Origin of the sequence: Pseudomonas sp. BIGb0176 (assembly GCF_024810175.1) — a bacterium.
GTDB classification, from domain to species: Bacteria; Pseudomonadota; Gammaproteobacteria; order Pseudomonadales; family Pseudomonadaceae; genus Aquipseudomonas; species Aquipseudomonas protegens.
In genome coordinates this window covers 450133-464834 of record NZ_JANUEC010000001.1, presented here as the reverse complement: position 1 = coordinate 464834, position 14702 = coordinate 450133, and the positions used below count along the sequence as shown (strand labels likewise).

General features: G+C 66.4%; 14 protein-coding genes. 7 read left to right on the top strand and 7 right to left on the bottom strand.

Annotation, left to right across the window (positions count from 1 at the left end):
- Positions 1-38: 38 nt before the first annotated feature.
- The gene (locus M2395_RS01990) at positions 39-2561 is read right to left on the bottom strand and encodes a TonB-dependent receptor (RefSeq protein ID WP_123430516.1); all 2523 of its coding nucleotides are present in this window, start codon (positions 2559-2561) and stop codon (positions 39-41) included.
- 562 nt (positions 2562-3123) lie between these two features.
- Between M2395_RS01990 and M2395_RS01985 the strand changes: the two genes are divergently transcribed.
- From M2395_RS01985 to M2395_RS01970, 4 genes are all read left to right on the top strand, one after another.
- Positions 3124-4038 (top strand): GGDEF domain-containing protein, encoded by a 915-nt coding sequence (locus tag M2395_RS01985; RefSeq protein ID WP_011061991.1) that lies wholly within the window; start codon positions 3124-3126, stop codon positions 4036-4038.
- 9 nt (positions 4039-4047) lie between these two features.
- Entirely contained in the window at positions 4048-5085 is a 1038-nt protein-coding gene (locus M2395_RS01980; RefSeq protein WP_011061992.1) for an AraC family transcriptional regulator, read from the top strand.
- A 183-nt stretch (positions 5086-5268) separates the two neighbouring features.
- A complete protein-coding gene (locus tag M2395_RS01975) occupies positions 5269-6894 on the top strand; it encodes an NADP-dependent glyceraldehyde-3-phosphate dehydrogenase (protein ID WP_065363311.1) in 1626 nt (541 codons plus the stop codon).
- Positions 6895-7000: 106 nt separating this feature from the next.
- On the top strand, positions 7001-8044 hold the full coding sequence (locus M2395_RS01970) for an FUSC family protein (RefSeq protein WP_011061994.1): 1044 nt from the start codon (positions 7001-7003) through the stop codon (positions 8042-8044).
- Here M2395_RS01970 and glp read toward each other — a convergent pair.
- Together glp and moaB are read right to left on the bottom strand one after the other, a co-directional pair.
- Positions 8041-9246, bottom strand: a complete 1206-nt coding sequence (gene glp / locus M2395_RS01965; protein WP_011061995.1) for a gephyrin-like molybdotransferase Glp — start codon at positions 9244-9246, stop codon at positions 8041-8043. The genes M2395_RS01970 and glp overlap by 4 nt on opposite strands.
- Positions 9243-9782, bottom strand: a complete 540-nt coding sequence (moaB, locus tag M2395_RS01960) for a molybdenum cofactor biosynthesis protein B (protein ID WP_015636134.1) — start codon at positions 9780-9782, stop codon at positions 9243-9245. Before moaB ends, glp begins: the two co-directional genes overlap by 4 nt.
- A 226-nt stretch (positions 9783-10008) precedes the next feature.
- Here moaB and mobA point away from each other — a divergent pair, with 226 nt between their 5' ends.
- The 3 genes from mobA (at position 10009) to fdhD (ending at position 12509) form a co-directional block, all read left to right on the top strand.
- On the top strand, positions 10009-10623 hold the full coding sequence (mobA, locus tag M2395_RS01955; RefSeq protein WP_176707089.1) for a molybdenum cofactor guanylyltransferase MobA: 615 nt from the start codon (positions 10009-10011) through the stop codon (positions 10621-10623).
- A gap of 109 nt (positions 10624-10732) precedes the next feature.
- Complete coding sequence (locus tag M2395_RS01950; protein WP_011061998.1) at positions 10733-11623, top strand: LysR family transcriptional regulator; 891 nt, start codon at positions 10733-10735, stop codon at positions 11621-11623.
- 58 nt (positions 11624-11681) lie between these two features.
- Positions 11682-12509: a formate dehydrogenase accessory sulfurtransferase FdhD gene (fdhD, locus tag M2395_RS01945; RefSeq protein WP_041118956.1), complete on the top strand. Its 828-nt coding sequence runs from the start codon at positions 11682-11684 to the stop codon at positions 12507-12509.
- Between the two features lie 72 nt (positions 12510-12581).
- On the opposite strand, the gene moaE is transcribed toward fdhD, so the two are convergent.
- Genes moaE through M2395_RS01925 form a run of 4 tightly spaced genes read right to left on the bottom strand, consistent with a single transcriptional unit; the run spans position 12582 to position 14699 of the window.
- Positions 12582-13040 (bottom strand): molybdopterin synthase catalytic subunit MoaE, encoded by a 459-nt coding sequence (gene moaE, locus M2395_RS01940; RefSeq protein ID WP_123430515.1) that lies wholly within the window; start codon positions 13038-13040, stop codon positions 12582-12584.
- A gap of 2 nt (positions 13041-13042) precedes the next feature.
- Positions 13043-13294: a molybdopterin converting factor subunit 1 gene (gene moaD / locus M2395_RS01935; protein WP_011062001.1), complete on the bottom strand. Its 252-nt coding sequence runs from the start codon at positions 13292-13294 to the stop codon at positions 13043-13045.
- On the bottom strand, positions 13291-13773 hold the full coding sequence (gene moaC, locus M2395_RS01930; protein WP_036996513.1) for a cyclic pyranopterin monophosphate synthase MoaC: 483 nt from the start codon (positions 13771-13773) through the stop codon (positions 13291-13293). The genes moaD and moaC overlap by 4 nt, the downstream gene beginning before the upstream one ends.
- 26 nt (positions 13774-13799) lie before the next feature.
- Positions 13800-14699: a bestrophin family protein gene (locus M2395_RS01925; protein WP_011062003.1), complete on the bottom strand. Its 900-nt coding sequence runs from the start codon at positions 14697-14699 to the stop codon at positions 13800-13802.
- Between the last annotated feature and the right edge of the window lie 3 nt (positions 14700-14702).

The following is a 14702-nucleotide window of genomic DNA, read 5'->3' as shown; positions in this document are numbered from 1 at the left end:
ACAATCCTTGGGTGTGCGGTCGGGCAAGGGCCCGCTACTTAGAAATGGGTGAAGGTCAGGCCGAGCTTGTAGGTCGGGCCGTATTCCTCGTACTGGGCGTTGTAAGAGCGGTTGCCGGTGTAGACGAAGTACGGCTGGTCGGTGAGGTTCTGCGCCTCGAAGCTCAGTTGCAGGTTCTTGGTCAGGGAGTACTTGGCGCTGAAATCGACGAAGGTCTGGGCATCCACATGCAGGTCGTGGGCCTTGTCGCTGATGGAGGCCAGCTCAAACAGGTAGGCCGATTTGTAGTTGGCCGACAGGCGCAGGCTGAGCTTGTCGTCTTCCCAACCGAGCATCAGGTTGCCCACGGTGTCCGACTGGTTGGGCAGGTCGATGTCGCGCTTGCGGTTGACCCCGGCCTTCTGGTCGAAGCCCTCGATGCTCGCACTGGAGCGGCTGAAGGTGCTGTTGGCGCCCAACAGCAGGCCGTTCCACGGCGCCGGCAGCCAGTCGAATTTCTGCGAATAGGCCAGTTCCAGGCCGTACAGCTTGGCGCTGTCGCCGTTGGCGAAGGTGTGCGCCTCGGAGAACCCGCTCCAGGCGCCGGTGCCGGCCAGGTCGGTGTTGTAGACGAAGTTCTGGATGTCCTTGTAGAAAACGAAGGCCGAGACGGTGCCGGCATGGCCCATGTAGTGCTCGATGCCCAGGTCCAGGTTGCTCGACTCCAGGGGCTTGAGGTCGGGGTTGCCGAAGGTCGCCTCGTCGCCGTCGATGACAAAGCCCGGGGCCAGTTGGCCGAAGGTCGGGCGCACCACGCTCTTGGTCCAGGCCGCGCGGACCTGGGTGTTCTTGTCCAGCTGGTAGCGCGCATGCAGCCCCGGCAGCCAGTGCTGGTAGCGGCGTTGGGTGTCGGTGGCGGTAAAGGCGCCGTCGGTGACCCCGGTGCCCTTGGCCTCGAACTCGGTACCCTCGTAGCGCAGGCCGGCGATGAAGCGCCAGTCGTCGATGTCCAGGGTGTTCATGAAGTAGCCGGCGTTGATGTCTTCGCGGATCTTGAAGTCGTTGACCCGGGATTCTTCCTCGTCGTAGAAGGCCGCCTGATTCAGGCCGCCGATCAGTTGCTTGATGGCGCCGCCACTGATGCCCGGGCCGAAGCGGCCAAGGGAATAGTCCACGTTGCCCTTCTGGAACTGCCCGAGGTTGAGCTGCTGGTCGGTAAAGCCCAGGGTGTCGAAGTCCTTGTAGACCCAGGCTTCCAGATCGTTGTCCTTGTTGCGCCGGCTGACTTTGCCGCCGAACTTGAACTGCGCGGCGTAGCCACTCAGGTCATAGTCCCGGGCCAGGTCCAGGCGCAGGTTCTTCTCGGTGTCGGTGGTGTTCTGCTTTTCCCAGTCGACCTTGTCCAGGGTGAAGTTGGCCGGGTCATAGAAACCGGCGCCGATCACCGGGCGCGGCTTGCCGTTGTCGTAGAAGCCGCTGTCGGAAAAATCGCTGTTGCCCTTGAAGGTGGCCCCGGCGATATGCGCCGGGCTGTCTTCGCTGGAACGGCTGTAGCCGGTCTGGCCGCTGAGGGTCCACAGGCCGAGCTGGCGCTCGCCGCCGAACACGTAGGACTGGATATCCTGGGTTTCCTCGCGCTGCTTGAGCTTGCGCGAGGCTTCGGCGTCGCCGCGCTCGCCGGCCGCCAGGGGATCGGCGAACTCGATGCTGGTGGAGTTGCGGGTCTCGCTGTCCTTGTAGCGGCTGTACAGGGTGCGCAGGTAGTAGCTGCTGCTGTCGTCGGGCTTGTAGTCGAAGTTCAGGCCGCCACCGGCGCGCTCGCGGCTGATGGCGTAGTCGCGCTGCTCGAATTCCTGCAGCTTGGCGCCTTGTTCGAAGTCCCAGGCGCCACCGGTCTCGACGTTGTCGGAGCCGAAATCGCGCTTCTGCCAGCTCAGGGCCGCGGCCACGCCGAAGTTGTCGACGCCGTCGCCGAGGCTGAAGCGGTTGCTCGCCGCTCCGGAGAATTTCGGGCTGGTCTGGCGGGTGTTCTGGTCGTAGCTGGCCTCGCTGCTGCCGGTGTAGAACAGGCCCTTGTGGTCGAAGGCCGAGAGGCTTTTCACATCCACGGTGCCGCCCAGGGAGTTGGCGTCCATGTCTGGGGTCAGGGTCTTGATCACTGACAGCGACTGCACCAGTTCCGAGGGCAGTACATCCAGGGCCACGGCTCGGCGGGCGCTTTCCGGCGAGGGCACCAGGGTGCCGTTGATGGTCACGCTGTTGAGGTCCGGGCCCAGGCCGCGCACGCTGACAAAGCGCCCTTCGCCCTGGTCGCGCTCGATGCTGATGCCCGGCAGGCGCTGCGCCGCCTCGGCGACGTTCTGGTCCGGCAATTGGGCCACGCCGTCGGCGTGCACCACGCTTTCGATGCTGTCCGAGCGCCGCTGCTCCTTGAGCGCCTGGTCGATGCTGGCGGCCTGGCCCACCACTTCCACATGCTCGGTGGCCGCAGGTTCCGCAGCGCTCAAGCGTTCACTGGCGATGGCCATGGCCAGCGCGGTCAAGGTAAAGCTGACAAGCCCGGGACTGCTGCGCTTGTACATGTTGGTCCTCCCCCAAGAGTCCGCTAACGCCGGGCAAGAGGCCCGGCAACTGGGAGGGCACGCTAGGGTCGGCGAATGACGGTTCTGTGACAGGCCTGGGCGGCAACGGGCCAAAACGCCCCATTGCCCGGCTTTCGCCCCGGCAAATGAGCTGAATTGACCCCTATCCCCCGCCAGGCGCAGGTCTTGCGGGCCTCTTCGCCGGCAAGCCGGCTCCTACAGATCCGTGGTGCGTCCGCCGCCCCGTAGGAGCGGGCTTGCCCGCGAACGCCATTCCCCGTCGGGCGCAGGTCTTGCGGGCCTCTTCGCCGGCAAGCCGGCTCCTACAGATCCGTGGTGCACCCGCCGCCCCGTAGGAGCGGGCTTACCCGCGAAAGCCATCCCCCGTCGGGCGCAGGTCTTGCGGGCCCCTTCGCCGGCAAGCCGGCTCCTGCGGGCCGAAAAAAAACGCGTTCGCCGTGAGCTGATTCGACCTCACGCCGGGTTTCCCCAGCGTCACCCCACTGTCACAAACATCTGCTGTGCTGGCGCCCTCTCACTCCTGGCAAAAAGGATCGCGGCCATGTTCTCCGTGCTCAAACCCCACCGCTGGAAACTCGCCGCGCTGTTGCTGGCGGCCAATGCCGGGCTGCTGCTGCACCTGGCCTGCGGCAGCCTGAAATCGGTCAGCGAGTGGCAGTGGCTGGACATCATCGGCGAAGGCGGCTCGGCGCTCCTGGCCCTGGTCTGGCTCGGGCTGGTGCTCAAGAGCCGCCCCGCCGGGCGGGTCACCAACTACCTGGCCCTGGGCCTGAGCTGCATTTTCTTTTCCTGGTGGATCGACAGCCTCGACGAGTTCATCCGCCTGCCCGACAGCATCACCTGGGACCACTGGCTGGAGTCCGGGCCGATGCCCATCGGCATGATCCTGCTGACCATCGGCATCTACCACTGGCACCGCGAACAGCTGGCCATCAGCGCGCAGATGGAAAAGAAGGAGCGACTGTTTCGCGAGCATCGCCAGTTCGACAAGCTCACCCCCCTGGCCGGCGCCGACTACCTCAAGCGCGAGCTGGCCAGCAGCCTGCAAGACAGCCGCCGCCAGCAGCAGCCGCTGTCGCTGCTGGCCCTGGACCTGGACCACTTCGCGGCGATCAACCAGGACTACGGCCATGCCGAAGGCGATGCGGTGCTGCAGGCCCTGAGCCATGTGCTGCTGCTCAACCTGCGGCGCCAGGACCTGCTGTGCCGGCTGGCCGGCGACCGCTTCGTGGTGCTGCTGCCCAACACCGGGGAAAGCCAGGCACGGCTGCTGGCCCTGGAGCTGCAACAGGCGGTGCAGGGCCTGGCACACAAGACCCGACAACACGGCGAGCGCCTGCACCTGGCGGCCAGCACTGCGGTGGTGATGGCCCTGGAGGAAACCCCGGAGGGGCTGCTCAAGCGCCTCAACCTGGCCCTGGCCCGGGCCAAGCAGCCCCTGGCAAAAACCGCCTGAGGCGCCGTCATGACCGTGAAGACCAGCTGGTACGAAGCCGATACGCGGTTTATCCCCGGGCACTATCAACCGGCGGCGCTGATCGACCTGGCGCTGTCCCGGGACATCGACAGCCACCGCCTGCTGCGCGGCACCGGGCTGTTCCACGAGGACATCCTGGCCGGCCAGACCCGCCTCAGCCCGCAGCAGTTCCTGGCGCTGATCGGCAACGGCCGGCGCCTGCTGGATGCCGACGACAGCAGTTTCCTGTTTGGCCAGCGCCTGCTGCCCGGGCACTACGGCGCCGCCAGCCATGCCCTGCGCCATGCGCAGAACCTGCACCAGGCCCTGGACGCCCTGGTGCAGCAGCAGGCGCTGCTCAGCCCCCTGGCCAGCCCGCGCCTGGTGCTGGACGAGCACCACGCCTACTGCTACTGGCTGGACAGCTGCGGCGCCGGCGAGCACTGGCGGTTCCTCCTGGAAGCCAGCATGACCTCGCTGGTGGCCATGAGTCAGTGGCTGGCCGGCCAGCGCCTGCCCTGGGAATGCAGCTTCAGCCACAGCGAGCCGCGCTACGTCGAGCAGTACTGGGTGCACCTGGGGGAACAGACCCAGTTCCAGCGGCCCCTGGACCTGATGCGCATCCCCCGGCAATACCTGACCCGGCCCTGGCCCGGGGCCTCGGCCACCGCCGGCCAGGTGGCGCGCCTGGAGGCCGGCGAGCACCTGCGCCAACTGGGGTTTGCCAGCAGTTTCCTCGACACCCTGTACCGCTACCTGAAAACCCAGGTACGCCACACCCCGAGCCTGGAGCAGGCGGCCCAGGATTTCGCCATGAGCCCGGCCACCCTCAAGCGCAAGCTGAGCAAGCACCACAGCGGCTACCAGCAACAGGTGGACCGGGTGCACAAGCACGTGGCGCTGTACCTGTACCAGATCAAGGGCTGGAGCAACGAGGCGGTGGCCGAGTACCTGAACTTCAATGACCCGGCCAACTTCCGCCGGTCATTCAAGCGCTGGACCGGCAGCACCCCGAGCTTGATCCGGCAGTTGCTGGGCAGCGGCTGAAACGTTTAATCTCGAACCACGACCGCTGACGCGCCGCGGGCCCGCACAGGGGCGCCGCGGGCCGTCGCGCTCGGGCGCCCGGTGGAAAAACCGCTAAAGCGCCGGGCCATTAAGGCGTATAAACCATGGAGCGATGCCGTCGCTGTCACCGCGCCGGAGCCATTTCCAACACGGGGTAGAGTCATGACCACAGCCAATCTATTGAGCCACCTGTTTCCTGCCGCCGCCGACATCCCCGAAGCCTTTCGCCTGCCCGACCCGGTGGAGCAGCGCGACTACCTGGTGGACGGTGAACTGCGCACCTGGAACGGCCCCCTGGCCCAGGTCCGCAGCCCGATCTACCTGAGCGGCGCCGACGGCGATACCCAGGTGATTCTCGGCAGCACCCCGCTGCTGGACGCCGACACCGCCCTCACCGCCCTGGACGCCGCGGTGCGCGCCTACGATCGCGGCCAGGGCGCCTGGCCAACGATGCGCGTGGCCGAGCGCATCCAGCACGTGGAAGCCTTCCTGGCGCGCATGCGCGAACAGCGCACGGCGGTGGTCAAGTTGCTGATGTGGGAAATCGGCAAGAACCTCAAGGACTCGGAGAAGGAGTTCGACCGTACCTGCGACTACATCGTCGACACCATCGGCGCGCTCAAGGAACTGGACCGGCGCTCCAGCCGCTTCGAACTGGAGCAGGACACCCTCGGCCAGATCCGCCGCGTGCCCCTGGGCGTGGCCCTGTGCATGGGCCCCTACAACTACCCGCTGAACGAGACCTTCACCACCCTGATCCCGGCGCTGATCATGGGCAACACCGTAGTGTTCAAGCCAGCCAAGCTCGGCGTGCTGCTGATCCGCCCGCTGCTCGAAGCCTTCCGCGACAGCTTCCCGGCCGGGGTGATCAACGTCATCTACGGCAGCGGCCGCGAGACCGTCAGCGCGCTGATGGCCAGCGGCAAGATCGACATCTTTGCCTTCATCGGCACCAACAAGGCCGCCAGCGACCTGAAGAAACTCCACCCCAAGCCCCACCGCCTGCGCGCGGCCCTGGGCCTGGACGCGAAGAACCCGGGGATCGTGCTGCCCGATGCCGACCTGGACAACGCGGTCAGCGAAGCCCTCACCGGCTCGCTGTCGTTCAACGGCCAGCGCTGCACCGCGCTGAAGATCCTGTTCGTCCACGAAGCCGTGGTGGAACGCTTCATCGAGCAGTTCAACGCCAAGCTGCAAGCCCTCAAGCCGGGCATGCCCTGGGAACCGGGGGTGGCCCTGACGCCGCTGCCGGAGAACACCAAGGTCGACTACCTGCACGCCCTGGTGGCCGACGCCCAGGCCCACGGCGCCAAGGTGGTGAACGCCCACGGCGGCGAGGCCCGGGCTTCGTTCTTCTACCCGGCGGTGCTGTACCCGGTGACCCCGCAGATGCGCGTCTACCACGAGGAGCAGTTCGGCCCGGTGGTGCCCATCGTGCCCTACCGCGACCTGGACACCGTGATCGACTATGTCCTGGAATCGGACTTCGGCCAGCAACTGAGCCTGTTCGGCAGCGACCCGGCCGAGATCGGCCGGCTGGTGGACGCCTTTGCCAACCAGGTCGGGCGGATCAATATCAACGCCCAGTGCCAGCGCGGCCCGGATACCTTCCCCTTCAACGGCCGCAAGAACTCCGCCGAGGGTACGCTGTCGGTACATGACGCACTGCGCACCTTCTCGATCCGCACCCTGGTGGCGACCAAGTTCCAGGAGCGCAACAAGCAATTGATCAGCGACATCATCCGTAATCGCGAGTCGAGCTTCCTGACCACCGACTACATTTTCTGAGGGAGCCCCGAGCGTTCGCCCTGGCGCGAACGCCCGGCCCCTGCCGCCAACCGGAGGAACCGATCTGGGCCCGTTAAAACACCTGCGGGGCATCACCCTGCCACCTTTGCTGCGCCGCCTGCTGCGTCCCGTGCTCGACCCGTACCGGCGCTACCGTCACGCCCGGCTGATCCACGCGGTGCGGGTCGCCCTCGGCCTGATCGCCACCATCCTCCTGACCACCGGCCTCAACCTGCCCCATGGCGAGTGGGCCTCGGTGACCATGCTGGTGGTGATCGGTGGCCTGCAGCACCACGGCAACATCGGCAAGAAGGCCGCGGAACGGGCCATCGGCACCCTGGTGGGCGCCGGGGTCGGGCTGGTGCTGGTGGTGCAGCAGGCCTACTTCGGCCACCCCTGGCTGACCTACCTGGGCATGTCGGTGGTGTGCGGCTACTTTTCCTATCACGCCATCGGCAAGGGCGGCTACACCGCGCTGCTGGCGGCGATCACCGTGTTCATCGTCGCCGGCCACGGTGACAACCAGGTCAGCGACGGCCTGTGGCGGGCGGTGGACATCCTCATCGGCATTGCCCTGGCCCTGGCGTTTTCCTTCGCCATTCCGCTGTATGCGGTGTACTCCTGGCGCTACAACCTGGCCAGCGCCCTGCGCGACTGCGCGCAGTTGTACGGGCGGATCATCAAGGGCCAGTCGGTGACCGACGACGAGCACCTCAAGCTCCTGGGCCGGGTCAACAGCGCCATGCTGCAACTGCGTTCGCTGATGCCTTCGGTGTCCAAGGAAGTACGGATTTCCATGACCGAGCTGGACGCCATCCAGCGCAACCTGCGCATGTGCATCAGCACCCTGGAGATCCTCGGCAACACCCGCCCCGATGCCAGCGACCCGCAGGCCATGGCGCAGATGCAACTGGCGCTCAAGGCAGAGCACCGGCAGATCCGCGTCCAACTGATCGGCATGGCCCGGGCCCTGCAATCGGGGGTCACCCAGCGCCTGGAGAAATCCGTGGAAGGCCACCCCGAAAACGCTCTGGAGGCCCCGGTGTATTCGGCCCTGGATGGTTACCGGCTGCTGACCCGGCAACTGGCCGCGACCCTCGGCGAGATGCACCAGCGCCTGGCCAAGAGCGCCCGGCACTGGAAGATCTAGAACAGCTCGCTGAAAGGAATGAAGGGCGCCCGATCCCCTGCCTGCAAGGTCCGGCCCTCGACGATTTCCACCAGGCCATCGGCCCAGGAAGCCCCCAGCAACACCCCGGAACTCTGGTTCGGATAAAGCACGGCGCGGCCGTTCTCCAGGCGCGCTCGCAGGTACTCGCGGCGCTTGCCGGCCTTGGGCCAAGCGAAGGCCACAGGCACCTCGACGCTCAGCGGCGCCACCTCCTGTACCCCCTGCAGCCGCAGCAGGTAGGCCCGGGCCAACAGGCCGAAGGTCACCAGTGCCGAGGCCGGGTTGCCCGGCAGGCCGATCACCGGCACCTGTCCGAAGTAACCCACGGTCAGGGGCTTGCCGGGCTTGATGGCGAGTTTCCAGAACAGCGGCCGGCCACTGTCCCTGAGCACCTGCCCGAGGCAGTCGGCATCCCCGGCGGAAACGCCGCCGGTGGTCAGGATCAGGTCCGCGCCATGCTGCAACTGCTCCAGCCTGAGGCGGGTGTGCTGCGGCCGGTCGGGCAGGATCCCGGCGTCGATCACCTCGCAGCCCAGGGCGTCCAGCCAGTGCCTGAGCAGGGTACGGTTGCTGTTGTAGATGCAGCCGGGGCGCATGGGCGTGCCCGGCTCCAGCAATTCATCGCCGGTGGACAGCAGCGCCACGCGCGGGCGGCGCACCACCTGCAACTCGGTGCAGCCCTGGGCGGCGGCCACCGCCAGTTCGAAGGGGCCGAGGCGCTTGCCGGCCTGCAGCAACACCTCGCCGGCGCGGTTCTCCTGGCCCTGGGGGCGAATGTTCTGTCCCGTTTTCAGGGCCTGGGTAAAACGCACCCGGCCGTCTTCCAGCAGCTCGACGTTCTCTTGCATCTCGACGCAGTCGGCGCCTTCGGGCACCGGGGCGCCGGTGAAGATCCGCGCACAGCTGCCCGGTTGCAGGGGCGCACCGGGCTGCCCGGCGAACACGGTCTGCGCTACCGGCAACGGTGCACCGTCCCAGTGCTGCAGGTTCAGGGCGTAGCCGTCCATGGCACTGTTGGGCCAGGGCGGCAGGTCCAGGGTCGCCACCAGGTCGGTGGCCAGCACCCGTTGCCGAGCCTGATCCACGGCCAGGGTTTCGCTCTCCGGCAGGCGCTGGGCGTCGGCCATGGCCAGCAGGCTGGCCAATGCCTCTTCCACCGGCATCAGTGGGTTCTGGCTCATCCCCGGCTCTCGCAGGCCTGCACCGGCTTGAGGTGCGGCACGAAGTTGCATGGCCGGTGTCGGGCATCCAGCTGCTCGGCGAGGATGCCTTCCCAGGCGGTGCGGCAGGCCCCGGTGGAGCCCGGCAGGCAGCACACCAGGGTGCCGTTGGCCAGCCCGGCCAGGGCCCGGCTCTGCACCGTGGAGGTGCCGATATCGAGAATCGAGATGGCGCGAAACAGCTCGCCGAAACCGTCGATGTGCTTGTCCAGCAGGCAGCCCACGGCTTCCGGGGTGCTGTCGCGGCCGGTAAAGCCGGTGCCACCGGTGATCAGCACCACCTGGATGCGCTCGTCGGCGATCCAGGCCGCCACCTGGGCGCGGATCTTGTACAGGTCATCCTTGAGCAGGTTGCGCTCGGCCAGGCTGTGGCCGGCCTCCAGCAGGCGGCTGACCAGCAGTTGCCCGGAGGTGTCAGTGGCATATTCCCGGGTATCGCTGACCGTCAGCACGGCCATGTTCAAGGGTACAAACAACGCATCCGACTTCACGCTCATGTCATTCTCCGACCGGCAGGCTAAAAATCATGAACCCAGGCTAAAGGCCCGCCGACGCGGCTGTCTAATCGTTCTGGCTGACCGGATTATCGATGCGCTCTATCATCCTGCCGGGCCCTGCCAGGGGGCCGATAAAGCCCGTCAATCGGCCATTCAACACTTCCGATTGGACGTACCCGAAGGACAATGCCATCGTTTGCGCCACCTACTTGATATGCGTCCTGCCATGACCCCGACCCAGCCCGCCCCCGCCTGTTCCCTGCCCTGCTCGATCCTGCTGCTGGCCGGTGGCCGCGGCTCGCGCATGGGCGGCCAGGACAAGGGCCTGGTGGCCTGGCGCGGCCAGCCGCTGATTGCCCATGTGCAGGCGGTGGTGCGGCCCTTGAGCGATGACCTGATCATTTCCTGCAACCGCAACGCCGAGCGCTACCGGGCCTATGCCGACCGCTTGGTGGAGGACGGGCAGAAGGATTTCCCCGGGCCCCTGGCCGGAGTCCTGGCCGGCCTCGCAACGGCCCGCCACCCCTGGTTGCTGGTGCTGGCCTGCGATGCGCCGCAGATCGACGCGGCGCTGATCCAGGCCCTGCTGGATGCCCGCGGCAACGACGCCAGGCCGGTGATGGTGCAGCAGGCCGGGCAATGGCAACCCATGTTCAGCCTGATCCCCACGGCGCTGCTGGGCGACCTGCGCCAGGCCTGGGACAACGGCGAGCGCAGCCTGCTGCGGGCCCTGGCCGCCCATGGGCTGAGGCCCCTGCCCTGCGCCGCGGACGATCCGCGGCTGAGCAACTTCAATACCCCTGAACTACTGTCTGAAGCAGGCCCCAAGCCCCTGGCCTGAACACCGCCGGAGGTGCCCAAGGGCGCGACCGGGCAAGGCCCCAGGCCTTTTCATGGGCGCAACACCTGCGTTATTACTGAACCCGACTTTTCCCACAACAGGTGCCACCGTGGACATCAAGCAACTCAAGTTTCTGATCGCCCTGGAGCAGACCCGGCACTTTGGCCAGGCCGCCGCGCGCTGCCATATCACCCAGCCGACCCTGTCCATGCGCCTGCGCAATCTTGAGGATGAACTGGACCTGATCCTGGTCACCCGTGGCCAGCGCTTCGAAGGCTTCACCGAAGCCGGCGAGCGGGTGCTGGCCTGGGCCAAGACCCTGCTGGCAGCCCATGACGGGCTGTTCGCCGAAGCCGCTGCCTGCCGCGGGCAACTGGTGGGCAAGCTGCGCCTGGGGCTGGTACCGCTGAGCGGCTTCAACCCCATCAGCTACGTGCAACAGCTATCGTCGAGCTTCCCGGAACTGCAGTTCAGCCTGTCGTCCATGAGCTCCGACCGGATCATCGAGGACATCGGCAACAACCAGCTGGACCTGGGGGTCTGCTACCTGGACCACGTCAACCCCAACTACCTGGACTTCTTCGAGATCGGCGAGACCCGGGTCGGCCTGCTCTACGACACCCGGCACTTTCATTTCGAAGGCACCGAGATGAGCTGGGAGGACGCCGCCGAACTGCCGCTGGGCATGCTCAGCACCGGCATGCACTATCGCAAGTCCATCGACCTGAGCTTTCGCAGCCGCGGCCTGAACCCGCAGCCGATCCTGGAAAGCGACTCCACCTACCAACTGTTCCAGGCGATCCACGAAGGCTTCTGCTGCTCGATCATGCCCCTGGACAGCGGCCTGGATTCGCCCATCGAGAACCTGGCCTTTATCCAACTGCCGGATGCCAGCGTGCTGGCGCCACTGGGGCTGGTGATGCGCAAGACCGAGCCGCGCTCGGCGATTGCCGAAAAGTGCTTCGCCGAAGCCAAGAAGCTGTTTGCGATCAAAGAGTGAATCAATGCCCCAGGGCCGCCCATGGCCCTGGGCAAATCGAATGCAACGAGGTGTGGTCATGGTTTGCCGGATCGAACAAACGGAGCAACAACCCGAGGCCAATGCGCCGGCGCCGGCGCCGCAGCGGGTGGCCTATCGCGAGTACAGCGCCGACGGCCCGATGGCCGAGGCGCCGCTGGCCGCCGAGATCGCCCTGGCGATCACCTACAACGGCCTGAGCCAGGCGGTGATGATGGTGTCTCCGGGCAACCTGGAAGACTTCATTCGCGGCTTCAGCATCACCAACGACATCGTCAATGACCTCGGCGAAATCTACGACATCCGCCTCAGCCACTTCCCCCAGGCCTGCCAGGCCGACGTGGAAATTTCCAGCCGGGCGTTCTGGGCCCTCAAGGACCATCGCCGGCAAATGGCCGGCACCAGCGGCTGTGGCCTGTGCGGAGTGGAGGCCCTGGAACAGGCGCTGCCGCAACTGCAGATCCTCGAACCCGCGGCCCTGCCACCTGCCGAACACCTGCAGGGCCTGCGCGAGCGCATCGAACAGGCCCAGCACATGGCCCGCAGCAGCGGCGCCCTGCACGCGGCGCTGTACTTCGACGAACAGGGCGAGGTGCGCCTGTGCCAGGAAGACATCGGCCGCCACAACGCCCTGGACAAGCTGATTGGCGCGCTGCTGCAGGCCGGGATCGATGGCAGCCAGGGCTTTACCGTGGTCACCAGCCGTTGCAGCCTGGAACTGATCCACAAGGCCGTGCGCGCCCGCCTCGGCACCCTGGTCAGCCTATCGGCGCCGACCGCACTCACCGTGCAATGGGCCAACAAGCATCGCCTGAACCTGATCCACGTCCCCCACCGCAACGCCCCACGGATCTACAGCCCGGTGTAAATGCACCACGCCGGATGACATGCATCCGGCGTGGTTAGCCCCTTCCCTCAAGCCTCTGTCAGCGGCATAAGCTCAACGTTCTACACCCCAACGTTCGGCCGCCTGCCGGTCGCTCTCGCGGCCGTCGATCCAGCGTTCGCCGGTCGGGGTGACTTCGCGCTTCCAGAACGGGGCGCGGGTCTTGAGGTAATCCATGATGAAGGCGCAAGCCTCGAAGGCCGCTTGGCGATGGGCGCTGGCCACCCCGACAAAGACGATGGGCTCACCCACCTGCAGCACCCCCACCCGGTGCACCAGGCTCACCCGGTTCAGCGGCCAGCGCGCCTGGGCCTGCTCCACGATGCGCTGCAGCGAGCGCTCGGTCATGCCCGGGTAGTGTTCAAGAAACAGGCTGTGCACCGCCTCCCCCAGGTTGAGATCGCGCACATAACCGATAAAGGTCACCACGCCGCCGACGCTGGCGTCGCCGGCCTGCAAGCCGGCATTCAACTGGTCGAGGCTCAACGCCTGGGTCTGCACCTGGATGCTCATGCTCAGCCTCCGGTCACTTGCGGAAAAAAGGCGATTTCATCGAAGTCCTCGATGGCCGCATCGAGCTTGCACAGTTCCTGGTTCAGCGCGCACATCAGGCTGTTCTCCCCCAGCACCTGCGCCCAGGTTTCACCCCGGGCCATCAGCCGCTGGCGCAGGTCCTCGACGGTGCGCAGGCTGGCATCCAGGGGCAGTTTCTCGCCACCGCAGCCCAGTTGCTCACGGTAGCGGGCAAAGTAGTTGACCAGAATCATCGGGCCTCTCCTGCGATAAAGGTGCCGGACTTGCCGCCCTGCTTCTTCAGCAGGTGCAGCCCTTCGATGACCATGGCGCGGTCCACCGCCTTGCACATGTCATAGATCGTCAGCGCCGCCACGCTGGCGGCGGTCATGGCTTCCAGCTCGACCCCGGTGGCGCCGTTGAGCCGGCAGCAACTGGTGATCTGCACCCGGTCCGGCGGCAGTGCCTGCAGTTCGATGTGGATCCCGGTGAGCAGCAACGGGTGGCACAGGGGGATCAGTTCGTGGGTCTTCTTTGCCGCCATGATCCCGGCGATGCGCGCCACGGCGAACACATCGCCCTTGGGATGACCCTGGTCCTGGATCAGTTGCAGGGTGGCCGGGAGCATGCGTACCCAGGCCCGAGCCTGGGCCTCGCGCTCGGTAGCGGCCTTGCAGGTGACATCCACCATGCTGGCCCGGCCCTGGTCGTCCAGGTGAGTGAGTTCATTCATGTAAAACCTCAGATAACAACAGTGGATCAGCTCAGGACATAGTCCACCGGCTCCAGCGCCGGCGGCAGTTCGGTGGCCCCCAGGGCTTCGAGAATCTCGCGCTCGATGTTGCGCACGATGGCGCTCAGCGGCAGGTCGTTCTCGTCGTGGCCGAAGGGGTCTTCCAGCTCGTCGCCAATGGCGTCCAGGCCGAAGAAGGTGTAGCTGACGATGGCGGTGAAGATCGGCGTCAGCCAGCCCAGGGGCTCGGCCATGGCAAAGGGCAGGAGGATGCAGAACATGTAGCTGGTGCGGTGCAGCAGCAACGTGTAGGGAAACGGCAGCGGCGTGGCCTTGATCCGCTCGCAGGTGGATTGCGCGCCGGTGATGGCCGCCAGTTGATTGGCCAGCAGCAGGTAGCGCCATTCGCTGAGCCGCCCCGCCTGGGCCTGGTCCGAACACTGGCGCGCGATCTGGCGCAGCAGGCTGTCCGGCAGGTTGCTGGTGCTTGCCGGCGGCAACTGGCTGAGCCAGGTTTCGGCAGCGCTCAGTTCATCTTCGCGGCGCAGCCGGGCCTTGAGGGCATGGGCGAAACCGCACAGGTCACGCAGGATCGCGCTGCGCGCCCGGGTGTCTTCAAGCACCTGGGTTTCGCGGATCATCGAGCGCACCTCGGTCACCACCGTGCCCAGGGCCTTGCGCGCTTCGTACCAGCGGTCGTAGCAGGCGTTGTTGCGAAAGCTCATGAAGATCGACAGCGACAGGCCGAGCAAGGTGAACGGGGTGGCATTGACCTTGGAGAAATACGCCGGGTGCAAGGTCTCGATCAGCACGATGGCCGAGGCCAGCAGGGTCACCAGCAGGCTGCGCAGGGCGATGCGCTTGGCAATCGACCCCTTGAGGGAAATCAGCACGCTGATCAGGTTGGGTTTGGATCTGACGATCATCGG